The organism is Radiobacillus deserti (assembly GCF_007301515.1).
Lineage (GTDB): Bacteria > Bacillota > Bacilli > Bacillales > Amphibacillaceae > Radiobacillus > Radiobacillus deserti.
Map to the genome: position 1 here is coordinate 2,916,446 of NZ_CP041666.1, position 23,099 is coordinate 2,939,544.

The window sequence follows — 23,099 nt, forward strand, 5'->3', positions numbered from 1 at the left end:
CCTCCAATTTATCCTTTTATTCCTTGATCATTGATACCTGATACAAAAGACTTTTGTGCAAAAACAAATAGAATCAGTAATGGAAATACGACAAAGCTACTAGCAGCCATAATCAAAGGCCACTGCATGCCATAGCCACCCTCTTGCATGAAAAACTTCTGAATACCTTGGGTAATCAGCATTTTTTCCTCGCTTTTGATAATGAGCGATGGCCATAGATAATTGTTATACATTTGAACAAAGCTAATTAGCCCAAATGTGGCAAAGGTAGGAAGTGTTAGGGGGAATAACATCTTCCATAGAATTTGCCAGTGACTGCTACCATCGAGCTTTGCCGCTTCAATTAATTCCTTTGGCACTTGCAGAAACGCTTGCCGCAGGAGGAATATACCAAAAACACTCACCGCATTGGATACGATAATCCCCGTGTATGTATCTAGGAGCTGAAACTTCCCTAACAATACGTAACTCGGCACATAGGTCGCTGCTACTGGCAGCATGTAAGACCCAAGTATAAGTGCAAACAATATGTTTCTTCCTCGAAACTGAAACTGAGTAAAAGCGTAAGCCATCATAGCACCTGAAATTATTTGTAATAACACAATAACAGCTGCTGTGAACACACTATTGAACATATATAATCCAAAAGGGGCCACATTCCATGCATCAAGGAAGTTGTGCCATTGTGGATTTTCAGGAAGCAAAGACGGCGGAAATTGCCAAATTTCATCCTTCGTCTTTAACGCACTACTGATCATCCACAGGAATGGAAAAAACATTAAAAAGCTTAAAAACGTTAACAACAAATACTTTCCAATTGTGATGGACCCAGTCCACCAAGCTTTTGCATTCATCGTCGACCTCCTATTGGTAATGCACCCATTTTCGAGACAGTCCAAATTGAATAATAGAAAGAATGGAAGTAATCAGTATAATGACCGTAGCAACAGCTGTTGCTTTCCCCATATTAAACTCCTCAAAGGCTGCTTGATAAAATAAATAGAGCAGCGTTCGAGTACTTCCCGCAGGACCACCCTGCGTCATCACTTGAATTTGATCATACGCTTCTAAAGCTTGAACCGTACTAATGATGGATAAGAAAAACGTAGTTGGAGATACAAGTGGTACCGTCACTCTAAAAAACTTTTGAAAACCTCCAGCTCCGTCAATTGATGCTGCTTCAAAAAGATCCGTTGGAATTCTTTTCAACGCATTCAAGTAAAATATCATCGCCCAACCAAGTCCCTTCCATACGGTCACAATAATAACCGCAGGCATTGCCCAAGTAGAACTACCTGTCCACTCTAAGCCTGGCAAACCAAAAAAGGAAAGCACCCAATTAGCAATCCCTGTCTCAGGCTCAAAAATCCACGACCAAACAATAGCAACCGCAACTGTCGGTGTAACCCAAGGTGAGAATAAGATAGTGCGGAACATTCCCATCCCTTGCTGATTCTTTAACACCAGCAAAGCTAGTAACAAGCCACCTACTATCGTCGGAATGACTGTACCTAGGGTGAAGTAAAGTGTATTCCAGAGCACCTCATGAAAGATTGGATCACGAATGAGATTCATATAATTGTCCAGCCAGACAATATTGTAGGTCGGACTGATATAGTCCCAGTCTGTGAGACTAATAAGAAACGAATTCAACATCGGATAAAACCAAAATAAGGTTAACGGAATCATGGCAGGGGTTAGAAATAACCAAGGCGTTAAAGTACGAAAAACTCTTCGAATTGGATTACTTTTTACTTTCACTTTTTTTCTAGACTTCGCAACCACCGTTTCCAAATATGTATCCTCCTTCCTCCCTCTTCCTAGCTTCAGTATAAAGAACGAATATGTAGTTAATGTAAATAGAGTTTTAATTATGTGTAAAAATGTGGTTTTATTTGTGATTTATTAAAATAAACCACAACTTCACAAAAATAGAGTTAAAAAAAATAAGCCCTCTCGCTGAGGTGCTTACTGATAGATCGATATTCCTGCACTAGTATATTTTTGTTTGATTTCGGATGATAGGTTAGGATCCGTAATAATCCCCTTCACATCCTGTAAAGTACACACGTGTAATAGAGAGGCCGCATCGAATTTACTACTATCTGCTACAATATAACATTCCTTACTAGCCTCTAGCATTTTCTTTTTTACATTCCATTCCCTTACCCCGTAATCCGTTATGCCAGAATGAAGGGAGATTCCACTAGCACTCAAAAATAACGTGTCTATGTGAAATTGTGAAATAAAGGTTTCCGTCATTTCTCCAACGACACAAAGCTCCTCATTCCGCATAATACCTCCCGTTAAAATAATCGTATATTGTGGCATTTCGGAAAGCTCAAAGGCAATCGGAAGAGAATTCGTGACAATGGTCAAACGCTGAAACCGAGTTTTTAATGCTCGTGCTAATTCTGTGTTTGTCGTGCTTACATCTAACGCAATCGACTGCCCTTCCTTCACAAAGTCCAATGCACGCTGCGCTAGCAGTTGTTTTTCTTCTTTATGTAAAAGCTCTCTTGTATGAAAGGACTTCTCCTCTGTGTTTCGCTTTTCGTCCTTTTCTGTCATGACTGCACCACCATGAACTCGCTTGAGGAGCTGCTTGGATTCTAACAACTCCAAATCTCGCCGTATCGTTTCATCCGAAACTCCAAATTCCTCCACAAGATTGGCAACCTTTACCGCTTCATCTCGAAAAAGTCGGTCCAGGATGAGCTCTTGTCGTTTTTGAGCTAGCAATTCTCTCACGCCTCTCTACATGTATTATAAATACCACATAAATCCACAAAGGTATTATAGCATGTAGAGCGTGAAATTGGGAATGTGTTGTGAGGTGCAGGAGGGACTAGTTAGTGTTTTTAGTGACTCCGACCGCGATTATGGAAAGTTCCCTGCCCATTTATTTGGCAGCCAACCACCTCTTAACACCCTGATCCCATTACAAAAAACCACAGTCCTCAGACTGTGGCTTCCTTCTCTTAAATCATTTTCCCAAAGCTACCTTCAAATGTTGACTCCACAATTGGTCGTCTCACACTCGGTTCTTCTCTTCCTTGAAGCTGTTCCGGAAGGCTAGCTTTATCTCCTTGATAGCCCAATGCTACAAGTGCTTGCACTTCGAATTGTTCAGGGATATTTAACACTTCTTTTGCTTTATCTTTGTAGATACCGCCCATTGCATGGGTAATTAATCCTTTTTGAAAAGCTTGTAAAGATAAGAAACCCCAAGCAGTTCCAGTATCAAACGCATGTGTCCCAATCTTATTACCGTCTCGTTCTGTTTCGGAAAGAATTAAAACCAAAACCGGTGCTTTGCTGGACCATCCTTGGTTTCCTTCCATTACAAAGGATCGAAATTTTTCTCGATCCTCCTGCGTGCGAGCCACGATGAATCTCCACGGCTGGAGATTCATGGAAGATGGAGCCCAGCGAGCAGCTTCTAAGATAGACATTAACGTCTCATGTGTGACTTCCTTATCACGAAATGCTCTCGGCGACCAACGATTGACAAATAGCGGGTCTGCCTCGAAATCAGGTTTACGCTTTTCTTTTACTTCTTGATTTAACCCTGAAATAGTACTCAATGGTCACTCTCCTCTATTCTTAGTAGTTTCATTAGTTCCTTATTATAGAAGGAATAGACCATTGTTTCCAAAAAAACGCTTACGCTTCTGGTTTCTGGATTTGGTCAATCTCTACTTTATCAATTTTCCATTTCCCATCCACTTTTACGAAAGTAAAAATGTGGTCAAAAACTCCACCTAATCCTCCACCATTTCTACTAACCAATTTATATTTAGTTTCACTTAATTTTGTTACAGTGTGTGGTCCAAAGTCATAAGAAGCTTTTGCATCTCTTGGAATGTAGTATAATTTTCCACTATATTCGTATATTAGCCCATCCCAATATTGGACTGCTGCTTCTTTTGTCATAAAATCAGATGTGACTTTGTATATCTCTTCCTTTGAATTATAACCTTTAACACGGTTTTCTTTCGGTTCCGTCTGTCCTTTAAACCAATCATTAATATTGTTGTATTTTTTAAGAATATCCAAAAAGATAGGTTCTACTGCGTATTGTTCTGTCTTAGCCGGGACTTTTTCTGGTGATTCTTTACCTGGCTCCGCTTGTGTCTCTGTTTTTTTAGAGGATTGTTCTGTAGTTGGATTTGTTCCTTTAGATGCCTGATTTGTTGATGATTTTGTTTCCTTAGTGGATGGATTTTCAGACGGTTGTTCTACTGAATCTTTTGCTGTTGAGGAGGAGTCAGTTCCTTTCTCTGCTGAATTGGTTTCCGGCTCAGCATGATCTGTATTCTTTTCCTCTGTGCTCATAACTAATTCCGTTGCAGCCTCCTTTTTCTCAAGCTGTACTACCGAAGCCTCATGATTGTTTGTGCTTGCTCCAACCTTCATTTCTTCCTCTGCTGTGCCGCATCCTGCTGCAAGTAGAAGTAGCACAGATAGCAAGCCTAGTCTCACTTTCATTTGAACAACACCTTTCCTTTTTTTGTCTGTTATACCCTTCCATCTTATACCTTATGTTACATTTTTGTTACACCTTTATTACTTCCATTGTAACATTTCATCCATTCTATCCCAATAGTAAACAAGTATGAATTTATGGTAAAGAAAGAAAAAATCACCAACAGATTCCGACAAAACATGCTATACTAAGAAAAAATTAGGAGAATGTTAGAGGTGTGGCAGATGAAAAAGAAGACCATTCTTTCCGTCGCAGCTTCTGCTGTTGTGGCTACTACTTTATTGGCAACTCCAGCAGAGGCTGCTACTTATACGGTAAAAAAAGGGGATTCATTGTGGCTCATTGCTCAAAGATATAACACAAGTGTCTCTGAATTAGTAAAGCTGAACAAATTAAACAATCATGTAGTTTTTCCAAATCAAGTAATGAACGTAACAGCACCTAGTAAACAAATAAACAAAGAAACCTCTAGCAGGTCCACAGTAAAGACATATAAGGTTAAACGTGGAGACTCATTAAGTAAAATTGCAGCGAAACATAAGATTTCACTTCGGCAGCTAATAGAATGGAATAAACTGAAATCAACGGTTATTCACCCAGGAGATGTATTAATCGTTGGAAAGAAATCGACGTCTACACCGACGAGGCCATCCACTCCGTCTAAGACTGTAACACCTAGTAATCCGACTACTCCAGACACTAAGCTAGGCCAACCAATCTCCACCCTGATACACATTGTGAAGGCTGGAGATTCACTATGGAAGCTGAGTCAATATTATCAAGTAGCTTTAAATGACATTAAAAAGTGGAACAAATTAACCTCCAATAATATTTACGTTGGACAAAAACTGAAAATCAAACAAACAGCAGATGAACCTAGTATGCCAACTCCGGCGCCTATTAAAATCCCTGTTCATTTGCCAGCTTCACCAGATTTCGATGTGTCCAAGCTCATAACCGAAGCGACAGCATTGTTTGGAAGTCCATATCTATATGGTGGTTCTGATCCCGCCGGCTTTGATTGTAGTGGATTTATCTTTTATGTGTACAATCTAGCTGGTAAAAACATTGCTAGATACTCTAGTGATGGGTATTATAACCGTTCTTTCTATGTACAAAAGCCACAAATCGGAGACCTTGTATTTTTTGAAAATACATACAAGCAAGGAATTTCCCATGTCGGCATTTACGTCGGGGAGAATCAATTCATGCACGCTGGCGACAATGGTGTAACGGTATCGGACCTATCCAATTCATACTGGCAGCAACACTTTGATGGATACAAACGTTTTTATTGATTTGTCATCCACTCTCTCCAATAGCTTAGAATGAGTAATTCAAAATAACCAATACTACTCATAGAAGCTATGGAGGAGGAGGATGACGTTTGCTTTCAACACGACAATGGATTTGGCGCTTCTTAATCATACTGGTTTGTTTTGTCGTGCCGCTTCCCGTACACGCATCCTCTGCGCCCCTTGTATATGTACCAATTGGAGATAGTATTGCGGAGGGATGGCATGCCACAAGTGAAAATAAATCATACATTGATGTGTTTACCGCTTTAATAGAAAAAAAAGGCATGAACGTCGTTACAAAACCAGGTATTCGGATGGCAGGCGAAGGCTTGAAAACGGCCGCCTTTCCAAACCTTCCGACCATTATTAGATCTAAACCTGACTTGGTCACCATCGAATTTGGCACAAACGATAGTATGAAAACGAAGGATACTTATGCACCACCTGAGCAATTTAAAATGCTTTTGTGGCAGCTTGTAGAGCATTTACAAAACAGTCCCACCCATCCAACGATTCTACTGGTGACGACCTGGAATCGTGGTAAGCATTCCACTGTGTACGATCAAATCATTATAGATATAGGTAACGCGAAGAATATCCCTGTCGCAAACATCCAATCTGTTTGGAAAAACCGAACAGACACTAAAGGACCAAGTGGCAAACAAACCTTCAATGGGACTAGTGATCAGTGGCATCCAAATAATAAGGGGCATCAAGAAATTGCCAACATAATGTACAAGGCCATACAAAGTTATCTTAAATAAACCGGAATGGAGCAGTTCTCCATCCCGGTTTTTTACGTCATGGCTATTTAAATATATATAAAAAGGTTGAAGCTTGCCCTATTTAGAGCAAGCTTTTTTACGCCTCTCAATCATGTCCTTTACTATTTCCGGACTCGGCCCTCCAGTAATTTTCCTTTTCTCCACAAATGATTTTGGACAAATTATGCTTTCCCAATCCTGTTGTGTTATGTGGATATCCTCCAACCATTCATTAATTTCTTCAAGCTCTATATCATATAATTCTTTCCCTATATTTGTCGCTCTTTTCGCAATGACACTTGCCTTATAGTGCGCCTTTCGAAAAGAAACACCATATTCTCGAGCGAGTACATCTGCAAGTTCTGTTATGGTAATCATATTCTCTCTGGCCTGTTGCTCTGCTCTTACTTTATTGAATTCCATCGTTAAAATTACCGCTGTCATAAGTCGAATAACTCTTAAGCCCTTTTGGAACCCTTCATACAAATGAGGCTGAAGATCGTCTTCAGTATCATTAATATCTCCATATGGAGTGTTATGAATCATGTGAATAACAGCCAATCCTTCACTTGCAGCACTGCTCGCCAGTGCTCTTGAATGTTCGATCGACACAGGATTTCGTTTCTGTGGCATGATACTACTTATTTGAACATAGGCATCCGATACGTGAAGTAACCCTACTTCTTTAGATGCCATTCGTAAAAATTCTTGTATCCATCTCCCCATATTGGTCATGGTACTAATTAGTACCTGTGCAGACTCAATCAAGTAGTCCCCTGTCGCAATGGCGTCATAGGAATTCTCTACTAACCCATCGAAATCTAGTAATTCTGCGACTCGTTCCCTATTAATAGGAAATCCTGTTGTCGTAATCGCCGCTGCACCCATTGGAGATTTATTTACCGTAGACAAAGCACGTTCCATACGCTCAATGTCTCTAAAGAGATTATCAGCGATCGCAACCATATAATGTCCGAATGTTGTCGGTTGGGCTGGCTGTGTATGAGTATGTGCAGGCATAACCGTTTCTTTATGCTGGTCCGCTTTCTCGAGAATGACTTCATAGAGAATTCTCGCTTCGGAAACCATCGTACTTAAATAATCCCGTATCACAATTCGATACATGGTCTCGCCCATATCATTTCGGCTTTTTGCAATATGCATTTTGCCAGCCAACTCTTCTCCAATAATCTCTGCAACCTTGGACTCGACTAAGAAAAATAAGTCCTCGTACTCTGGGGTGTACTCCAGATTTGATACATCTAGTTGTTCAACTTTTTTGATCCCCTTGAGGATTTCTGTTCCTTCTGCAGGTGCTAAGATTCCCTGTTCAATGAGCATCGTTGTATGAGCTTTATGAATGGCAAACATGGCCCCAAAAAGATATTCACGTTGGTCATGGAATATAGGTTTTAACAATTCTTCAACATAAGTCTCTCCCGGGAACTTAGTGCCATCTCTTTTTTCAAACTCCTCTTTTATATTTGCCATATGCAACCCCCTTCCACCTATAGTGAATTCTCTGTTTTTACTCCTAGGAACTTGGACGAGACAAAAAGAACAACCGAGATTAATCCAACTTGAATCATTCCGTAAGCTGCTGCCTGACCAATATTAAACATTCTTAATTGATTCATTATTTCAATAGAAATTGGTCTATTTCCTATTGTATATAAGAGAACAGATGTCGGAAATTCCCCAACCGCTTGAACAAATGCCAGCAACGTACCACTTAAAACACCAGGTAAAATAATGGGGATAACCACTTTTTTAAAGGTATAGAACCACTTTGCTCCCAGATTCTGAGCTGCTTCCTCAATAGAATCATCCATTTGTTCCAAAACTGCCGTCGTGGACCGTACTACTAAAGGAATAAATCTTACAAAGTAAGCTAGTGGAAGAATCCAAAATGTTCCGACTAGGATATTCCCGAAAGAGAATACAGATGGCTGATTAAAGGCTAATATTAAATTCATCCCAACGACCGTAGCGGGAAGAGCCCAAGGAATCATTACTAGAATATCTAAAAGATTTTTCCCAATAAACTTTCGTTTTACTAATGCATAGGAAGTAATAATTCCAAACACAAATACTCCCAAACAAGCTAAGAATGCCATGAACAAACTATTACGTACTGGATCCCATATATTAGGGTCATGGAAAAGTAATGCGAAATTTTCCAAGCTAAATTCCTGTGGATAGGTCTGCCAAGTCCAACCACCTTCTGGAACAAGAGAAAGGATAAGCAGAGTTACGTGAGGTAATAAAAGGACAATCATTGCAAGAATACCAACCGTTACCATAACCCATTTTATTAGCGGATTACTTACTTCACTGCGATGTGCTCCAATCCCTTTACTAGCCATTCTGTAATCCTTTCTATTCTGAAACCAGCGCATAAACAATAGAAAGGAAATAGATACGACAGATAAAATCATGGATTGAGTTGCAGCCATCTCCAAATCTCCATTAATCTTAGAAAAATAGATTTGTAAACTTAATACTCTATATCCACCAGCCAATAAAAAAGGTGCACTAAAGGATGCCATGGAAACCATAAATACAAGCAAAGATGCCGCAACTAGTCCAGGTGTTAACAAAGGAAGCGTGACTTTAAAGAACACATGGAATCGGTTTGACCCTAAATTATAAGCTGCCTCTTCGAGTGAAGGATCTAAATTGTTTAACGCAGAAGATGTAGTCATATAAAAATATGGATACATCGTATAAGCATGAACAATTAGAATACCTGCCACTCCGCCTATACTAAACGGAATCTCTGACAGATGAAACAAATCTTTTATTGCATTCGGTACTAGTCCTGCTTCTCCGTATAAAAACATAAATGCCATAACTCCAACTAGGGATGGAAGAACGATAGGCATAATCGCTATACTAGAGAAGAATTTTCTACCAGGGAAATCATACCGATTAAAAATATAGGCTAATGGCACACCAATCAATGCGCTGAATAATACCGACAATAAAGAAATGTACACGGAATTCCACAATGCTTCTAAATTCGCTTCAGCCTTTGCCCCAAAAAAATCCGAGTAATTTTGAATGGAAAAGGCTCCACCCTTTTTAAAGCTTTCTAATAACGTTTCAATTGACGGATAAAGTACATAGCCAACTAATATTAGAATGATAGGAATAAGGAGTAGGAGCGTTTTCCTTCTTTCAGCGTTTAACATCCGTTATCACTCCCTTACCTTCGGAACAATTCGTATCTGATCTTCTGGTAACTGTACATAAACCTTGCTTCCTTCTTTCACATAGGTTTCAGGTCCGGTATTGAGATCTGTTGAAAGAATACGAATACCTGCATCTAATTGAACCGTCGTATGAACGGATGCACCAGTAAATTGAACGAGCTCTACTCTCCCTAGCAGACTATTAGTCCCCCCTTGTGAACTGGAGCTAACCCTTACAGACTCTGGTCGTATTGACAAAACCATTTCCTCCGAATCCAGGGAAACTCCAGAACGCACATAAATATTCTTATTTAGTACTTCGGAGAAATAGATATCTTGATGATCCAGACTCTCTACATAATTCACGTCTATTAAATTGGTTTCTCCAATAAATTCCGCAACAAAATCATTCACTGGCTTATTATATATTTCGGTTGGCGTACCAACCTGCTGACATTCTCCAAAATTAAAAACAGCAATTCGATCACTCATGGAGAGTGCTTCAACTTGATCATGCGTTACATAGATAGTCGTAATCTTGTATTCTCTCTGTAATCGTAGAATTTCGTTTCGCATTTCATCTCTTAATCTCGCATCCAAATTACTCAATGGTTCATCCAATAACAGAATGTCTGGTTCAATAACCAATGCTCTCGCTAAAGCAACACGTTGCTGCTGCCCACCACTTAATTGACTAACTTGTCGTGTACTATAATCAGATAGTCGAACCTTTTCTAACACATCTTCGACCTTCATCTCAATATCAAACTTCGCTAATTTTCGAACCTTTAACCCAAAAGCAACATTTTCGAAAACGGTCATATGAGGGAAAAGGGCATAGTTTTGAAAAACCATACCCGTATTTCTTTTTTCAGGCGGAACTGTGGTCATGTCCTTATCATTAAACTTTACTTTTCCTTCTGTTGGGTAATAAAATCCAGCAATCATTCTAAGAGTTGTTGTCTTCCCACATCCACTAGGACCTAGAAAAGTGAAAAATTCACCTTCCTGAATAACTAGATCCAAATTCCGAACTGCTGTAACCTCCCCAAACCGCTTCGTAATCGCTGATAAATTTACTACGGACATTATCCAACAACTCCTCTTATCCTATTCTTCGCTTTTGTCTTTTTCTGCGTTTTTAATATTCGTATCCCAGTACTCCATCCACTCTGGCGACTTTTCTTGGAATGTAGCCCAGTCAATATCCATTGGTTTAATTTCTGTTTCTGTAATCCAGGCTGGTAGATTTTCTACGTCACTTCTAGTAGGAATTCGGTAATACGTTTCCGCTAACAGCTTGGCAGCTTCTTTCGTATTTACAAACTCATAAAATGCTTGCGCAGCTTTTGGATGTGGTGCGTCTTTTACAATAGCAATCCCTTCCGTTAAAACTGGTGTTCCGCTTTCGGGGATTACATAATCAAATGGATACCCTTTCTCTTCAGCTAGCATGACAGTATCTGGCATGTTCCAAACAGAGAGAGAACCAACACCCTTCGCAACTTGGTTATACATCATTTCAGGATTAGCCGCGTATTCCTTCGTGTTTTCATCCAATTTTGTTAACCAATCATATCCCGCATCAGGTTTTTGTGTTTCTTTATAAGTACGGTAAATCATAGAGGAATAAATTGTACGCATCGTACCAGATGCTAATGGATAACGGATAATGATTTCATCCTTCCATTTTGGATCTAGTAAGTCATCCCAATCCTTTGGAGCATCTTCTTTAGAAACCTCCTTAGTATTGTACAGAATGACTTCTGGAGTAATAGATGTTCCAGACCAGTACCAGTCTTCATCATGGTACATTGGGTCCAACGCATCTGCATAAGATGGCTTATACTCTGCTAATAACCCTTCATCCTTCGCTTGATCAAAATTCACTTGCGGGGCACCCCACCATACATCCGCCTGTGTATTCCCTTTTTCCGAACGTATTCTGTCTAAAATTTCTTGTGAGCCCATGTCTAAAAATTCCATGTCTATGCCATATTCTTCTTCAAACTGCTTTTCAAACTCACTTAAAATGTCTTTTCCGTGAGGCGAATAGACGACTACCTTTTCCTCTAATTCACTTGTACCCTCTTTTGACTCACCGGAGGATTCGTTACCTGACTTCTCTTCTTCGGATGCCTGATCGTCTGATCCACCAGCCATGCACCCAACCAATACAAACCCTAACGCTACAACTAGCATACATGCTAAAAACACCTTCTCTTTAAAGACCTTCACATCTTTACCCCCTTGATTAAATATCCAGAATAAGGTCATTCTCCTTCAAAAACAGTGCAACTGCGCCAATAATCCCTGCCTCTTTTCCAAAAGTTGTTGGTACCACTTCACAATACTGTGGTGTAAACCTCTTGATAATGCCCTTCAACTTCTGTTCAAAAACCGGATATGAGTTGGTGACACCACCTCCTAAAATAATGATTTCCGGGTCGAACAGTGAGGCATAGTTGGCAATGGCTATTGCTAGATTTTCTATAGCTGTATCAATAATTGGCCCAACTTGTTTATTACCTTGCTGATACAATTGAAAAGCCTCTTTTGCAGAGACTGGCTTACCAAGTAATTTGGACACTTGCGTCCCGATAGAGGAACCGCCCGCTACACTCTCCAAAAAACCATACCCCTCATATACGGGATGATAGTTGGCAGCATGTTGGCGGTCTGTAACCATATAGCCAATCTCCCCAGCACTATAATTACTCCCTCTATATAACTGACCATTTAACAGAATCCCACTCCCAACACCTGTTCCAATCGCGACGTATATTAAGTTAGAATGACGACTCCCTGCACCTTTCCAATGCTCTCCTAGTACGTTTATATTCACATCATTATCTATATAGATAGGAAAAGAGAATAATTCTTGTAATCTATCTTTAATAGGAAAACTCCTCCATTGTAATGCAGGCGATTCAACCACGACCCCTTTTTCACAATTTGTGATTCCTGGTACACCAACCCCCATCCCTAAAACCTTATCGTCATCGATACTTAGCTCTTCCAGCATCGCTTGAACATCAGCTTTTATCCTTTTGAATAATTGCTGGTCTTTATAATCTGTTGTGGAAAATTCTCGGTACGTACGGATTTCACCGTCTAGATTGGCTATCCCCGAAACAACGTTCGTTCCTCCAATATCTACTCCAACGATATAGGCAAAATCAGGATTGAAGACGAGATGAACCGGCTTCCTCCCACCTACGGAAGTGCTTTCCCCATTACCAGTTTCATAGATCCAGCCCTCTTCAATCAGCTGATCCACCAGTGCAGAAACGGTTGGCTTACTTATATTCAATCGTTTGGAGATATCAACTCTAGAAGTAGGTTGATTCGCTCTTATGGACCCTAGCACGAGTTTTTTATTCATATTTTTTATATAAGCAGCATTGCCCTTTTGTACTTTCTTCATTATTTAGCCCCTTAACATATGGATTGTTTATATATCTATTCATTTTTATGAAAACGTTTAAGTTTGTTAGTTAGTTCAGTTTATTAACCAACACCGCAGAGTATGACTGTTATTTTCTGAAAACGGAAATTATCCCTGTTTCCTGTGTGGATTTTCCTCTTCGGTCATTTAGTTAAGGTGGTTAAATATCCCCAATTGACCATACACTCCGTTTGAGTACTTTTAACCATTTTTATCTAAGAGTTATTTTGATAAATGACTGCCTTATGGAGGCCTATATATAAGAAATATTTTCTCGTAAGTGTCATTTGAATGGTATGACCATATACCTAAAAAATAAGAATCGACTTATTTGCAAGAAAAGAGGAACAAGAGAGAGGATGTTTAAGAAAAAACAAGTAAAGGATCATTTTTGGCTCATTTTCAATCCTTGTCATGATTTAGTTTTTTGAATACCCTCAAAGGTACATCAACAAGCTTAGTTGATTCGTAAAGTTAACTAACCACACCCTTACTTCTTTTAGTAAGCGGTTCCTTATGGAGGTGGTCCATCGTTATCTAACTAATGGCAAAGAAAGTATCCTTCCAAAAAATCTCCCTTAACTTTCACTAATTATCCTAAAGACGTCACACACTAAAAGAGAAGCACGTTAAAACTAGAGAGGAGAATGTCTATTGTTTAAAAAGTTAATGGTATCTCTCTTATGCCTCACCCTTGCTTTCCCTATCGCAACACCTTCTGTTACAAAAGCAAAAACTTCAGATATGCAACACAATCAGGAGCTTTGGAGTGCTGTTAAACCACTCGACACCATAACAAGCTTTTTAAATACGGGGGCACACCCTGATGATGAACGAAGCCACTTATTAGCCTACTTGTCCAGAGGACTTGGTGTTCATACCGCTAGCCTTATTGCCAATCGTGGAGAAGGTGGTCAAAATGAAATTGGTGAAGAACTCGGAAATGGTTTAGGTATCATTCGATCAAGAGAAATGATTGAGGCCTCCAAAGTTACCGGAGTTAAAGTCTTTCACTTAAGTGAGACGACAAGTGATGAAATTTATGATTTTGGTTTTTCAAAAGCTCCAGGAGATACACTTTCGAAGTGGGGAGAGGAACTCACTTATGAACGATTCATTCGAAGAATCAGAACATACAAACCAGATATCGTCATGCCTTCCTTCCGTGACGTCGAGAGTCAGCATGGACATCACCGTGCCATTACCCGATTAAGTCTTAAAGCCTTTGAAGATGCTGCAGACCCAACCGTTTTTCCTGAACAACTAGAAGAAGGATTAACAACCTGGCAAATCAAGAAGCTTTACTTACCTGCATCAAAGGAGCAAGCGACACTAGGAATAGAAATTGGCGAGTATGATCCTATTTATGAGATGACCTACCCGCAGCTTGGAGAGAAGTCTAGATACTTACACAAAAGCCAAGGAATGGGAAATGAAGTAGAACCAGGCTCTCGTATCGAATATTTAGAGTTAGTAAAATCCGCTGTTGGGGATATTCCAGAGCAGGAAGAAAGTCTTTTTGAAGGACTCTATTACGACTTTAATGACTACGCGGCTAGCCTGAAGAAATCGGACAACAAAGTAAAAGGAGCACTAAAACAGGTACAAAAAGAACTAGAAGAAGTGGTAGATGCCTATCCTAGCAACTCTAACGTGTTAAAAGAAACACATGAAGCTTTAGACAAACTACGAAAAGCAGAGAAAAAAGTAGAGAGGTTCTCCTTTAAACATGTCGACAAAACGGATTTACTTCACCGTTTAGATGTAAAAGAAGAGCAACTTCAGGAAGTAAGTAAAGTTGCAGCAGGACTGGAGGTAACTACTAGTGTCGAAAAACCTGTACTAGCTCAAGGAACAGAAACAAATGTTACGGTTGAGCTTTCTAACAACGGAGAACAAACATTAAAGAAAGTTGCACCTACATTAAATACACCAGCTGAATGGGTAGTAGATGGGGACGCCAATGCCATCCAATTAGCCCCAGGGGAAAAGAAAACGGTAGAGTTCTCGGTTCAAGTACCTGAGGATGCACCTTATTATAATCCATATGACGAATCCGTTCTTTCAACAGAGGTAAGCTATCAATATGGAAAAGAACAAGTAAGCACCACGTTCCAGCCTGAAGAAACGATAGCTGTTCTTCCGGAAGTAGGATTGAAAGCAAATCCGGAAACACTAGCTGTCAACACCGCTCAGCCTAGAAAAGCCATGACATTCGATATTACGGTTACAAACTATACACACGCCAGTTTAGAGGCAGATGTTTCGTTACAATTGCCGGAAGGCTGGGAGAATGTACAAAGCAAAACAGTAACTTTTGCTGCAAGTGAAACGGAGAAAACAGTGTCCTTTACGATTACACCTCCCGAACAATTAACAGATGAACCGTTTAAGATTGTACCAACGGCAACTGTAAATGGGAAGGAAATAAAGGAATCCGTTCAAGTCATCTCCTATGACCATATCGGAACCTTCTATAACATTCAGCCAGCTGACGTAAGGGGCGTAGCTTTTAACTTAAAATTCCCGGAAGATAAGAAAATTGGTTACGTGGATTCAGGCTTTGATCAAGTCGCAGAAAAGCTATCGGAAGTGGAAATGGATATTACAAAAATCGAAGACTTAGGCTCAGCCGATTTGTCCCAATTCGATACAGTTGTAACGGGAATTCGTGCCTACCTCTCTCGTGCAGACTTAGTGGAGCATAATCAAAAACTATTAGATTATGCGAAGAATGGCGGACACGTTGTCGTTCAGTACAACAAACCATGGGATAACTGGAATGCGAAAACAACCGCTCCATATCCACTAACGATTGGCCAGCCGTCTATTGAATGGAGAGTAACTGACGAGGCATCTGAATATAACATCTTACAGCCCGAACATGAACTATTTAATCAACCAAATGTGATTACCGAAAAAGATTGGGACGGTTGGATTCAAGAACGAGGATTGTACTATCCAATGGAATGGTCCAGTGAATATGAGACTTTCTTAACGATGACCGATTTGGACGGAGATCAATTTGAAGGTGGTATATTGTTAGCGGATTATGGGGAAGGAAGCTATATCTATACGAACCTTGTTTGGTACCGTCAGATTCAGAATTTAGTACCTGGCGGGTATCGGATCTTTACTAATTTGATTAGTTATGATGGGGAATAAATAGATAAAGAGGGTACTGTGCTTTTTACAAGAGGTAATCATACGCTAGTCGCAAGATGTTGAATGTATGTACTTTAGGTGGGAATCTCTTAATTCCCTAAATGGATTTCTAATAATGAAATGAGCAGGAGCAACATATGGTTGCCTCTGCTCATTTCATGTGTACTTTTGCATCACATCATCGTTTTTACAAGTGCTAAGAAATATGTGACCATGTGATACCCAGTAGATAACTTTAGCTACAAAGAACGTTAAGCTCCCATTTCATTTCCAACTGTTGTAGGACGATTCCTTTTGATTGCAATAGGTTCTGAGTATGTTCATCTGCCGGTTTATAGCCTTTTTCCAATAAATCTTTAATATTGATCTTATTATAGACAAAAGAAAAAATAATACCTGGAATCCATGCTCCAAACCCAAGAGTGAAAACTCCGACAAGTGCAGCAGTTATAAACATTATTGCTGCCCATTTTAAGTCTCCTCTAAAAAGCGCTGAAAAAAGCCAAAGAAAAAAGTTGTCCAACTGAAGCCTACTTTAACTTCCTTTACTACTCCCGCATTGTGTTGTAATCTTGCACGCATTTAAAAACCTCCCTTCACTTTGTATAATTATTTACTAAACCATTAACAGAGGAATAAGAAATTTAGCATGATTTTTTAGAAAATTATTCCAACGAATAGTAATAAAGCACTTATGTTAATGTATATTCATTAGTATCTATTGCCTAATAACTTAAAAGACACAGCCGCAGAAATTGGCTTCTAGTAAATGGTTTTAAGTTTTTTAATCTTAAAACCATTTACTAGACGATCTGCTTCTTTTCTTTACCTATCCTCGCCCACCGTCTTCATCAAGCCAGGAACCTGATGTGGTGCTCTCGTATCCTTACTAAATTCTTATTTTATAAAATCCCACCAGCCGTATGTTCATGACAGACGTCTCCATTATTTTGCTGATCCATACTCATGGCAGCGCGGAACCAATGAAAAGGCCAACGGTCTCTTGCGTGAGTTTTTCCCTAAGCATTTTGGGAAGAAGTGTCGCAGTTAGATTGACAAACCGTCTAATAAAAAAAAGGACATCCAACAATGAATGCCCTAAAAGCGTTACCGCTGCTTATCGAGGAAAGGAAGTTTAATAACAAGCACAATACCCAAAACATCCGCAGTCAAATCATACATATGCGAACCTCTACCAAAGAAAGGCTGAATGAGCTCCGTTCCAACCCCTAATAACAATGCAAATGAAATAACAAAAATACTTATTAGGTTTCACTCGGTAAAGTAAAATGGCCAGGATACCGAACATAATGAAATGACCAACTAACTCTACCTTACTGGTTCGCTCAAATCCATATAACTCAAAGAACTCATAGTAAGATGGATCTGGAACTAAGTTAAAATTCACTTTTCCTTGTTCTAAAAACGCAAATACACTTCTGGTTGTAGTACCAATTAGTATAAAGACAATCCATAGTATTAAAAGAACCATTGATGTTCACCCACCTTGTTGCTTCAAGTGTTGGTTATTTTTGGCCTTTTAATACCCTACCCATTTAGGAAGCACGCTTAACCAGCATTTTATGAACCTTCGAAATCTCCTCATCCGATACAGCCATATAATAAATTCCATCAATGGTTGTTCCAGTTCCTTGTAGCTGGTAAGTTGCAAAGTTCTGTCTCGTATCCTTGTAATTAAACATCAGATTCTTCATATCATCGAAGTTCATATTTCGTTGCCATATTGCTACCAAGGACGTCCATCAAATCACTAATCTTACCTACAGAGCCTAAATTAGCTCCTTTATCAATGATCCCTTGAATAACTTTTCGTTGACGTTCTGTACGACCAAAGTCCCCACGTGGATCTTGCTTTCTCATTCGAACATATTCAAGGGTCTCCGCACCATTTAAATTAACCTCTCCAACCGCAAAATCATTAAAGGCAATTTCATTATCAATCGTAATTCCACCAAGTACATCAACCGTCTCCGCTAAGCCTTCCATATTGATACGTACAAAATAATCTAACTCAATGTCTAGCATATTTTCTACTGTCGCAATAGACATCTCTGGTCCACCAAACGCATAGGCATGGTTTATTTTATCCATTGTACCTTTACCCACGATTTCCGTTCTTGTATCACGGGGGATACTCACCAAGTTAGCACTATCATTACTCGGATCTAGAGAAAGAACCATTAACGCATCTGATCTCCCACTATCATTTTCCCGTGCATCTACTCCTAATAATAGGATGTTAAGTGGCTTCTTCTCCTCTACTTTCTTTTGAACAACTTCTCTATCAATCGATTCTATTGGTTCATAGACTTTCTTGTTTACAGTTTGTTTGGCATCGTTGTAGATGCTGAAGGCATATGTGCCAATTCCGAGTATAATTACTCCAATCACGATTAAAGAGATCTTTAACCACTTTCTGCTTTTTTTCTTCATTTTATCTCTTCCTCCAAAATTAGAAACTATAAACTAATAGTCATATTCATCCTAGACAAAATCCCGATAAATTTACAGATATTCTCATTCATAATACCATATACATGTATCATTTTGCATACCAATTATAGGTACATAATTTTCTAAATCTAGCTAATCCATTACTTTGAAAATTCATATAGAAAGTTATGAACATATATTTTTGTTGAAAACGCATTCATATTATGCTAGAATTTTAAACGAATAACCTCCGAGAGCATCTACATTTCAAGATGGAAGTCGTTTCTTTCCTGGAACAACACCCCACTTGAAAGATGGAGGATCTTTCTGGAGAGTGAAAAAGCGATGTATCCTAAGAATACCATATATGTTCTCGGGGAAGCGAAATCCCCTGGGAATAATGCGATAACAAAAGAATATGATTCTTTCTTTATTGGTTTTGTTGTCGATACCACAAACAACCTTATTGTTGATACTGAGTGTACTTCCATGTTGGATATTACATCCAAATTTGTGAATAGTATTTTTGTTGGTCAGAGCATGGCTGACTGTGATTGGATTGAAGAAGAGGTTACCTCACGATATTTTGGATCCTCACAGAAGGCGATTATTGTAGCTTTTAAACAAGCTCATAAAAAATATATGAATGCCCTACACAAGTAGGAAGCTGCTTTATCTTACAATACGTGGATAAAACCCAGCTGCTAGAAGGATAATCCCTTTCTGGTGGCTGGGTTTTTCATATTTTATATAAAAAAAGGAGGAGTTCCATATGATACAGGAAGGTTTTTTGTATCTTGGTGTCGTGATCGGTTTAGCCGGTTTAGTTGCCTGGCTTGAATCTGGATCAAAAAGTAAGTTCTTTAAAGTAGTACCCGGAATTGTACTTATTTATTTTGGTGGCGCCATCTTAAAAACAACTGGCATTATCGGATCCACAGAGGCGGTGGATGCAGCTTACGGAAATGTCCGTGATGTATTGCTACCTATGCTCATTTTATTAATGCTATTAAACTGTGATTTAAGAAAACTAGTAAAACTTGGACCAAAAATGCTGATTGGATACTTTACGGCATCGATTAGTATTATTTTAGGCTTTGTTCTGACCTATTTGTTGTTCCAAGGTCTGTACGCGTCTGAAACTTGGAAAGCGTTTGGCGCATTGGCAGGAAGCTGGACCGGTGGATCAGCAAATATGGTTATCATTCAAGGGATCCTAGAAGTACCTGAAAACATTTTCGGTTATGCGCTCATCATGGATACTGTCAATTATTCGACATGGGTCATGATTATGTTCTGGTTAGTTCCATTTGCCGCTGTATTTAACAAATGGGCAAAATCAGATACGTCCCACCTTGATGAAGTAAGTGCTGAGTTAAAAGAGGAACATGAAGAGCAAAAAGATAAGTTTACGAAGTTTGTACATTTAATGGGATTAATTTCATTAGCCATTTTTGTTTCTGCAGTCGCAGCAAAAGTCGGATCCCTTCTTCCATCGTTTGGAACTGTTGTCAATGCTACAACTTGGACGATTTTAATTGTATCTATTGCTGGTGTCGTCCTAGCCATGACGAAAATATCCAAAGTACCTGGATCCATGGATGTTGCCAATGTACTACTGTATATCGTTATCGCGCTCATCGCATCACGAGCAGACTTCTCTCAACTATTTCAAGCGCCGATTTATATCGTTTCCGGATTTGCCATTTTAGCTATTCATGGCATCCTTCTTATGATTGCGGCCCGTCTCTTTAAACTAGATCTTTTTACACTTGGAGTTTCTAGCCTTGCGAATATTGGTGGGATGGCCTCTGCTCCGCTTCTTGCAGGAGCTTATCATAGATCCTTAATTCCAATTGGGGTGTTAATGGCACTTGCCGGATCTTTCCTAGGAACGTATTACGGATTGCTAACGGCAAAAATTCTTTCTTTACTATAGAGAAACACTTTTATGAAAAAGACTATTACCCTATTAAAGGAGATTACTCACGTGAAAATTGTAAATGTAACTAGCGAGAGGCGTGAAGTGAAATTAAAAAAGCCATTCAAAACGGCACTTAGACAAGTAACCTCTATTGAAGTCATTGATGTGAGAGTCGAGTTAGAAAATGGTGAAGTTGGGTTTGGTTCTGCTTCAGCCACTTGGAAAATAACCGGAGATTCCATGGAAGGAATGCAAGCAGCTATCCACGGTCCTATTAAAGAAGCAATCATTGATAAAGATATTGTTTCTCTAGGGAGTATCCTTACTGATCTACAACGAAGCTGTGTCGGAAATACAAGTGCAAAGGCTGCGGTTGATATAGCTTTACATGATGCATATTGCCGAATGTATCAAATCCCTCTTTATGCATATTTAGGTGGAAAATCAAACGTGGTAGAAACAGATATGACCGTAAGCATTGATCACCCTGACGTTATGTATAAAGAAGCTACAGATATCGTGAAACAAGGCTTTAAAGTTATAAAAATTAAAGTAGGCAATGATGCAAAACAAGATATTTACCGGATTGAGAAGGTGCGCGAGGCTGCGGGTGATCAAGTTCATCTGCGCCTCGACGCCAATCAAGGTTGGACTAGTAAACAAGCGGTACAAATTATTAAACACTTAGAGCGAGAAAACATAAGAATTGAGCTCGTTGAACAGCCTGTACCATCTAACGATATAGAAGGTCTTAAATTTATCCGCGAACGAGTTGCAACCCCAATCATGGCCGATGAAAGTGCCTTTTCTCCTAAGCAAAGTTTTCAATTGTTACAGACAGGTGCTGTGGACCTGATCAATATTAAATTAATGAAAACTGGTGGCATTCGACAAGCTTGGCAAATTGCTGACATATGCGAGGCGGCTGGTATCCAATGCATGATTGGCAGCATGATGGAGTCTATTGCGTCTGTTACAGCTGCAGCCCATGTTGCAGTGGCACACCAAAATATCACCTACTACGACCTCGATGCACCACTGTGGATGGCTGACGAAGGCTTGAAAGGAGGCATGCAGTACAACGGAAGCATTGTGGAGTTACAGGACCGAAATGGATTAGGTATTGGTTAAAATCATGTGGAGGTGTTTTTCTGAAAATGAAAAAGAAGTGGTTACTTTACATTCTTGTTGTTCTTACCTTTAGCTTCATGTTCCCAGCATCCTCATTCGCAAAAGAAGTGGAAAAACAAAAAGAAACGGCTTTTATTGATGTCTCAGTTGCTACACTATGGTCTAGCCCCGAAGATATTCGAAAAGGCTTAGATGAACCAGCTTTAGGAAACCCAGTGGACATGTGGCAATGGACAAGGAGCATGTCGGTAGAGCAGAAGCGTGATCTTGTAGGAAGATTGCAAACACAAGGACTTTACGGGCAAGAAGTTACGATACTAGAGGAGCAGGGAGACTGGGTTAAGGTTGCGGTACATGGTCAGCCCACACCCAAGAATGAACTCGGTTACCCCGCTTGGTTGCCAAAGGAACAATTGGCTTATGAAAAGAAATTTGCCCAACAAAAAGATAAAAAGTCCTTTGCGCTTGTTACTTCTCCGACAACCTGGCTCTATAACGACCATAAGTTTGAAGCAAAATTTAAAGAAATCAGTTTTAATACAAGACTTCCAATTATAACTCAAAGACACGGTGCCACATTAGTAGCAACTCCATCAGATGGGAACAAGTGGATCGATTCTAATGCAGTTTCTGTATATGAATCCAATCAAGATATTCCAGATCCAACTGGGGAAGATCTCGTTCAAACCGGGAAGAAGTTCTTAGGTTTACCTTATCTATGGGCAGGAGCATCTGGATTTGGCTTCGACTGTTCTGGATTCACTCATACTATCTACAAATCCCATGGCATAACCATACCGCGTGATTCTTCCGTTCAAGCGACACACGGAACTCCAGTTGCAAAAGAAGATTTACAAAAAGGCGACCTGTTGTTCTTTGCTTACAATGAAGGAAAGGGATCTGTTCATCACGTTGGTATGTATATTGGAGATGGAAAGATGATTCATGCACCAAACTCTTCAAGTACGGTGGAGATTATTGAGGTCTTTGAATCTGAGTATTACTCTTCTGAGTTTGCTGGTGCTAGGCGGTATATTGACTGATTTGGGGTTTGGAAATTTAATTAATAGATAAATAGTTGTTACAGAGGAGTATCACAATATAACCAGAGATAATAAAAGGACATGGCAAAAAAGCTAATGAATAGCTGTTTTCAATTGCCCATGTCCTTTAGTTTATTTGTTCACACATTCACATATGCACTTCTTCATACTTTACACCTGCACCTGGTA

20 protein-coding genes and 1 pseudogene are annotated in these 23,099 nt (G+C 39.5%); 7 read left to right on the top strand and 14 right to left on the bottom strand.

Annotated features, from left to right (window positions below):
* Positions 1-8 precede the first annotated feature (8 nt).
* The 5 genes from FN924_RS15370 to FN924_RS15390 all read right to left on the bottom strand — a co-directional run bounded on the left by FN924_RS15370 (position 9) and on the right by FN924_RS15390 (position 4,491).
* Positions 9-854 (bottom strand): carbohydrate ABC transporter permease, encoded by an 846-nt coding sequence (locus FN924_RS15370; protein ID WP_143895983.1) that lies wholly within the window; start codon positions 852-854, stop codon positions 9-11.
* Between the two features lie 10 nt (positions 855-864).
* The gene (locus tag FN924_RS15375; RefSeq protein ID WP_143897248.1) at positions 865-1,689 is read right to left on the bottom strand and encodes a carbohydrate ABC transporter permease; all 825 of its coding nucleotides are present in this window, start codon (positions 1,687-1,689) and stop codon (positions 865-867) included.
* 279 nt (positions 1,690-1,968) lie between these two features.
* Positions 1,969-2,742 carry a DeoR/GlpR family DNA-binding transcription regulator gene (locus FN924_RS15380; protein WP_143897249.1) on the bottom strand — a complete coding sequence of 258 codons (774 nt, stop codon included), beginning with the start codon at positions 2,740-2,742 and terminating at the stop codon, positions 1,969-1,971.
* Positions 2,743-2,981: 239 nt separating this feature from the next.
* Entirely contained in the window at positions 2,982-3,578 is a 597-nt protein-coding gene (locus FN924_RS15385; protein ID WP_143897250.1) for a nitroreductase family protein, read from the bottom strand.
* 88 nt (positions 3,579-3,666) lie between these two features.
* Positions 3,667-4,491 (bottom strand): hypothetical protein, encoded by an 825-nt coding sequence (locus tag FN924_RS15390; RefSeq protein WP_143895985.1) that lies wholly within the window; start codon positions 4,489-4,491, stop codon positions 3,667-3,669.
* Positions 4,492-4,713: 222 nt separating this feature from the next.
* Here FN924_RS15390 and FN924_RS15395 point away from each other — a divergent pair, with 222 nt between their 5' ends.
* Both FN924_RS15395 and FN924_RS15400 read left to right on the top strand, forming a co-directional pair.
* On the top strand, positions 4,714-5,787 hold the full coding sequence (locus FN924_RS15395; protein ID WP_143895987.1) for a LysM peptidoglycan-binding domain-containing protein: 1,074 nt from the start codon (positions 4,714-4,716) through the stop codon (positions 5,785-5,787).
* 89 nt (positions 5,788-5,876) lie between these two features.
* On the top strand, positions 5,877-6,551 hold the full coding sequence (locus FN924_RS15400) for an SGNH/GDSL hydrolase family protein (protein WP_143895989.1): 675 nt from the start codon (positions 5,877-5,879) through the stop codon (positions 6,549-6,551).
* Positions 6,552-6,629: 78 nt separating this feature from the next.
* On the opposite strand, the gene argH is transcribed toward FN924_RS15400, so the two are convergent.
* Genes argH through FN924_RS15425 form a run of 5 tightly spaced genes read right to left on the bottom strand, consistent with a single transcriptional unit; the run spans position 6,630 to position 13,172 of the window.
* Positions 6,630-8,042: an argininosuccinate lyase gene (argH, locus tag FN924_RS15405; protein ID WP_143895991.1), complete on the bottom strand. Its 1,413-nt coding sequence runs from the start codon at positions 8,040-8,042 to the stop codon at positions 6,630-6,632.
* A gap of 17 nt (positions 8,043-8,059) precedes the next feature.
* Positions 8,060-9,745, bottom strand: coding sequence for an ABC transporter permease (locus tag FN924_RS15410; protein ID WP_143895993.1), 1,686 nt, complete (start codon positions 9,743-9,745; stop codon positions 8,060-8,062).
* A gap of 6 nt (positions 9,746-9,751) precedes the next feature.
* Positions 9,752-10,834, bottom strand: a complete 1,083-nt coding sequence (locus tag FN924_RS15415) for an ABC transporter ATP-binding protein (RefSeq protein WP_143895995.1) — start codon at positions 10,832-10,834, stop codon at positions 9,752-9,754.
* Positions 10,835-10,855: 21 nt separating this feature from the next.
* Entirely contained in the window at positions 10,856-11,983 is a 1,128-nt protein-coding gene (locus FN924_RS15420; RefSeq protein ID WP_228409477.1) for an extracellular solute-binding protein, read from the bottom strand.
* Positions 11,984-11,999: 16 nt separating this feature from the next.
* The gene (locus tag FN924_RS15425; RefSeq protein ID WP_143895997.1) at positions 12,000-13,172 is read right to left on the bottom strand and encodes an ROK family transcriptional regulator; all 1,173 of its coding nucleotides are present in this window, start codon (positions 13,170-13,172) and stop codon (positions 12,000-12,002) included.
* 675 nt (positions 13,173-13,847) lie between these two features.
* Here FN924_RS15425 and FN924_RS15430 point away from each other — a divergent pair.
* Positions 13,848-16,358: a PIG-L family deacetylase gene (locus FN924_RS15430; protein WP_228409478.1), complete on the top strand. Its 2,511-nt coding sequence runs from the start codon at positions 13,848-13,850 to the stop codon at positions 16,356-16,358.
* A 235-nt stretch (positions 16,359-16,593) separates the two neighbouring features.
* Here the strand turns inward: FN924_RS15430 and FN924_RS15435 are convergent.
* The 4 genes and pseudogenes from FN924_RS15435 to FN924_RS15445 all read right to left on the bottom strand — a co-directional run bounded on the left by FN924_RS15435 (position 16,594) and on the right by FN924_RS15445 (position 18,812).
* Positions 16,594-16,940: pseudogene (locus FN924_RS15435) on the bottom strand (DUF2628 domain-containing protein).
* A gap of 610 nt (positions 16,941-17,550) precedes the next feature.
* Complete coding sequence (locus FN924_RS15440; protein WP_143896000.1) at positions 17,551-17,850, bottom strand: hypothetical protein; 300 nt, start codon at positions 17,848-17,850, stop codon at positions 17,551-17,553.
* 64 nt (positions 17,851-17,914) lie between these two features.
* The gene (locus FN924_RS19780) at positions 17,915-18,061 is read right to left on the bottom strand and encodes a hypothetical protein (RefSeq protein ID WP_323368621.1); all 147 of its coding nucleotides are present in this window, start codon (positions 18,059-18,061) and stop codon (positions 17,915-17,917) included.
* Positions 18,062-18,074: 13 nt separating this feature from the next.
* Complete coding sequence (locus tag FN924_RS15445) at positions 18,075-18,812, bottom strand: LCP family glycopolymer transferase (RefSeq protein ID WP_323368622.1); 738 nt, start codon at positions 18,810-18,812, stop codon at positions 18,075-18,077.
* 345 nt (positions 18,813-19,157) lie between these two features.
* On the opposite strand from FN924_RS15445, the gene FN924_RS15450 reads away from it, so the two are divergent.
* The 4 genes from FN924_RS15450 to FN924_RS15465 all read left to right on the top strand — a co-directional run bounded on the left by FN924_RS15450 (position 19,158) and on the right by FN924_RS15465 (position 22,910).
* Positions 19,158-19,475 carry a DUF3870 domain-containing protein gene (locus tag FN924_RS15450; RefSeq protein WP_143896002.1) on the top strand — a complete coding sequence of 106 codons (318 nt, stop codon included), beginning with the start codon at positions 19,158-19,160 and terminating at the stop codon, positions 19,473-19,475.
* Positions 19,476-19,584: 109 nt separating this feature from the next.
* Entirely contained in the window at positions 19,585-20,751 is a 1,167-nt protein-coding gene (locus FN924_RS15455) for a DUF819 family protein (protein ID WP_143896004.1), read from the top strand.
* Between the two features lie 51 nt (positions 20,752-20,802).
* Positions 20,803-21,867 carry a dipeptide epimerase gene (locus tag FN924_RS15460; protein ID WP_143896006.1) on the top strand — a complete coding sequence of 355 codons (1,065 nt, stop codon included), beginning with the start codon at positions 20,803-20,805 and terminating at the stop codon, positions 21,865-21,867.
* Positions 21,868-21,893: 26 nt separating this feature from the next.
* Positions 21,894-22,910: a C40 family peptidase gene (locus FN924_RS15465; protein WP_143896008.1), complete on the top strand. Its 1,017-nt coding sequence runs from the start codon at positions 21,894-21,896 to the stop codon at positions 22,908-22,910.
* Positions 22,911-23,099: the final 189 nt, after the last annotated feature.

Coding starts and splice junctions, on each gene's coding strand:
- FN924_RS15370 (WP_143895983.1), bottom strand. CDS start 854: ATGAATGCAAAAGCTTGGTGGACTGGGTCCATCACAATTGGAAAGTAT.
- FN924_RS15450 (WP_143896002.1), top strand. CDS start 19,158: ATGTATCCTAAGAATACCATATATGTTCTCGGGGAAGCGAAATCCCCT.
- FN924_RS15445 (WP_323368622.1), bottom strand. CDS start 18,812: ATGAAGAAAAAAAGCAGAAAGTGGTTAAAGATCTCTTTAATCGTGATT.
- FN924_RS15455 (WP_143896004.1), top strand. CDS start 19,585: ATGATACAGGAAGGTTTTTTGTATCTTGGTGTCGTGATCGGTTTAGCC.
- FN924_RS15465 (WP_143896008.1), top strand. CDS start 21,894: ATGAAAAAGAAGTGGTTACTTTACATTCTTGTTGTTCTTACCTTTAGC.
- FN924_RS19780 (WP_323368621.1), bottom strand. CDS start 18,061: ATGTTTAATTACAAGGATACGAGACAGAACTTTGCAACTTACCAGCTA.
- argH (WP_143895991.1), bottom strand. CDS start 8,042: ATGGCAAATATAAAAGAGGAGTTTGAAAAAAGAGATGGCACTAAGTTC.
- FN924_RS15390 (WP_143895985.1), bottom strand. CDS start 4,491: ATGAAAGTGAGACTAGGCTTGCTATCTGTGCTACTTCTACTTGCAGCA.
- FN924_RS15375 (WP_143897248.1), bottom strand. CDS start 1,689: ATGATTCCGTTAACCTTATTTTGGTTTTATCCGATGTTGAATTCGTTT.
- FN924_RS15410 (WP_143895993.1), bottom strand. CDS start 9,745: ATGTTAAACGCTGAAAGAAGGAAAACGCTCCTACTCCTTATTCCTATC.
- FN924_RS15425 (WP_143895997.1), bottom strand. CDS start 13,172: ATGAAGAAAGTACAAAAGGGCAATGCTGCTTATATAAAAAATATGAAT.
- FN924_RS15395 (WP_143895987.1), top strand. CDS start 4,714: ATGAAAAAGAAGACCATTCTTTCCGTCGCAGCTTCTGCTGTTGTGGCT.
- FN924_RS15440 (WP_143896000.1), bottom strand. CDS start 17,850: ATGGTTCTTTTAATACTATGGATTGTCTTTATACTAATTGGTACTACA.
- FN924_RS15415 (WP_143895995.1), bottom strand. CDS start 10,834: ATGTCCGTAGTAAATTTATCAGCGATTACGAAGCGGTTTGGGGAGGTT.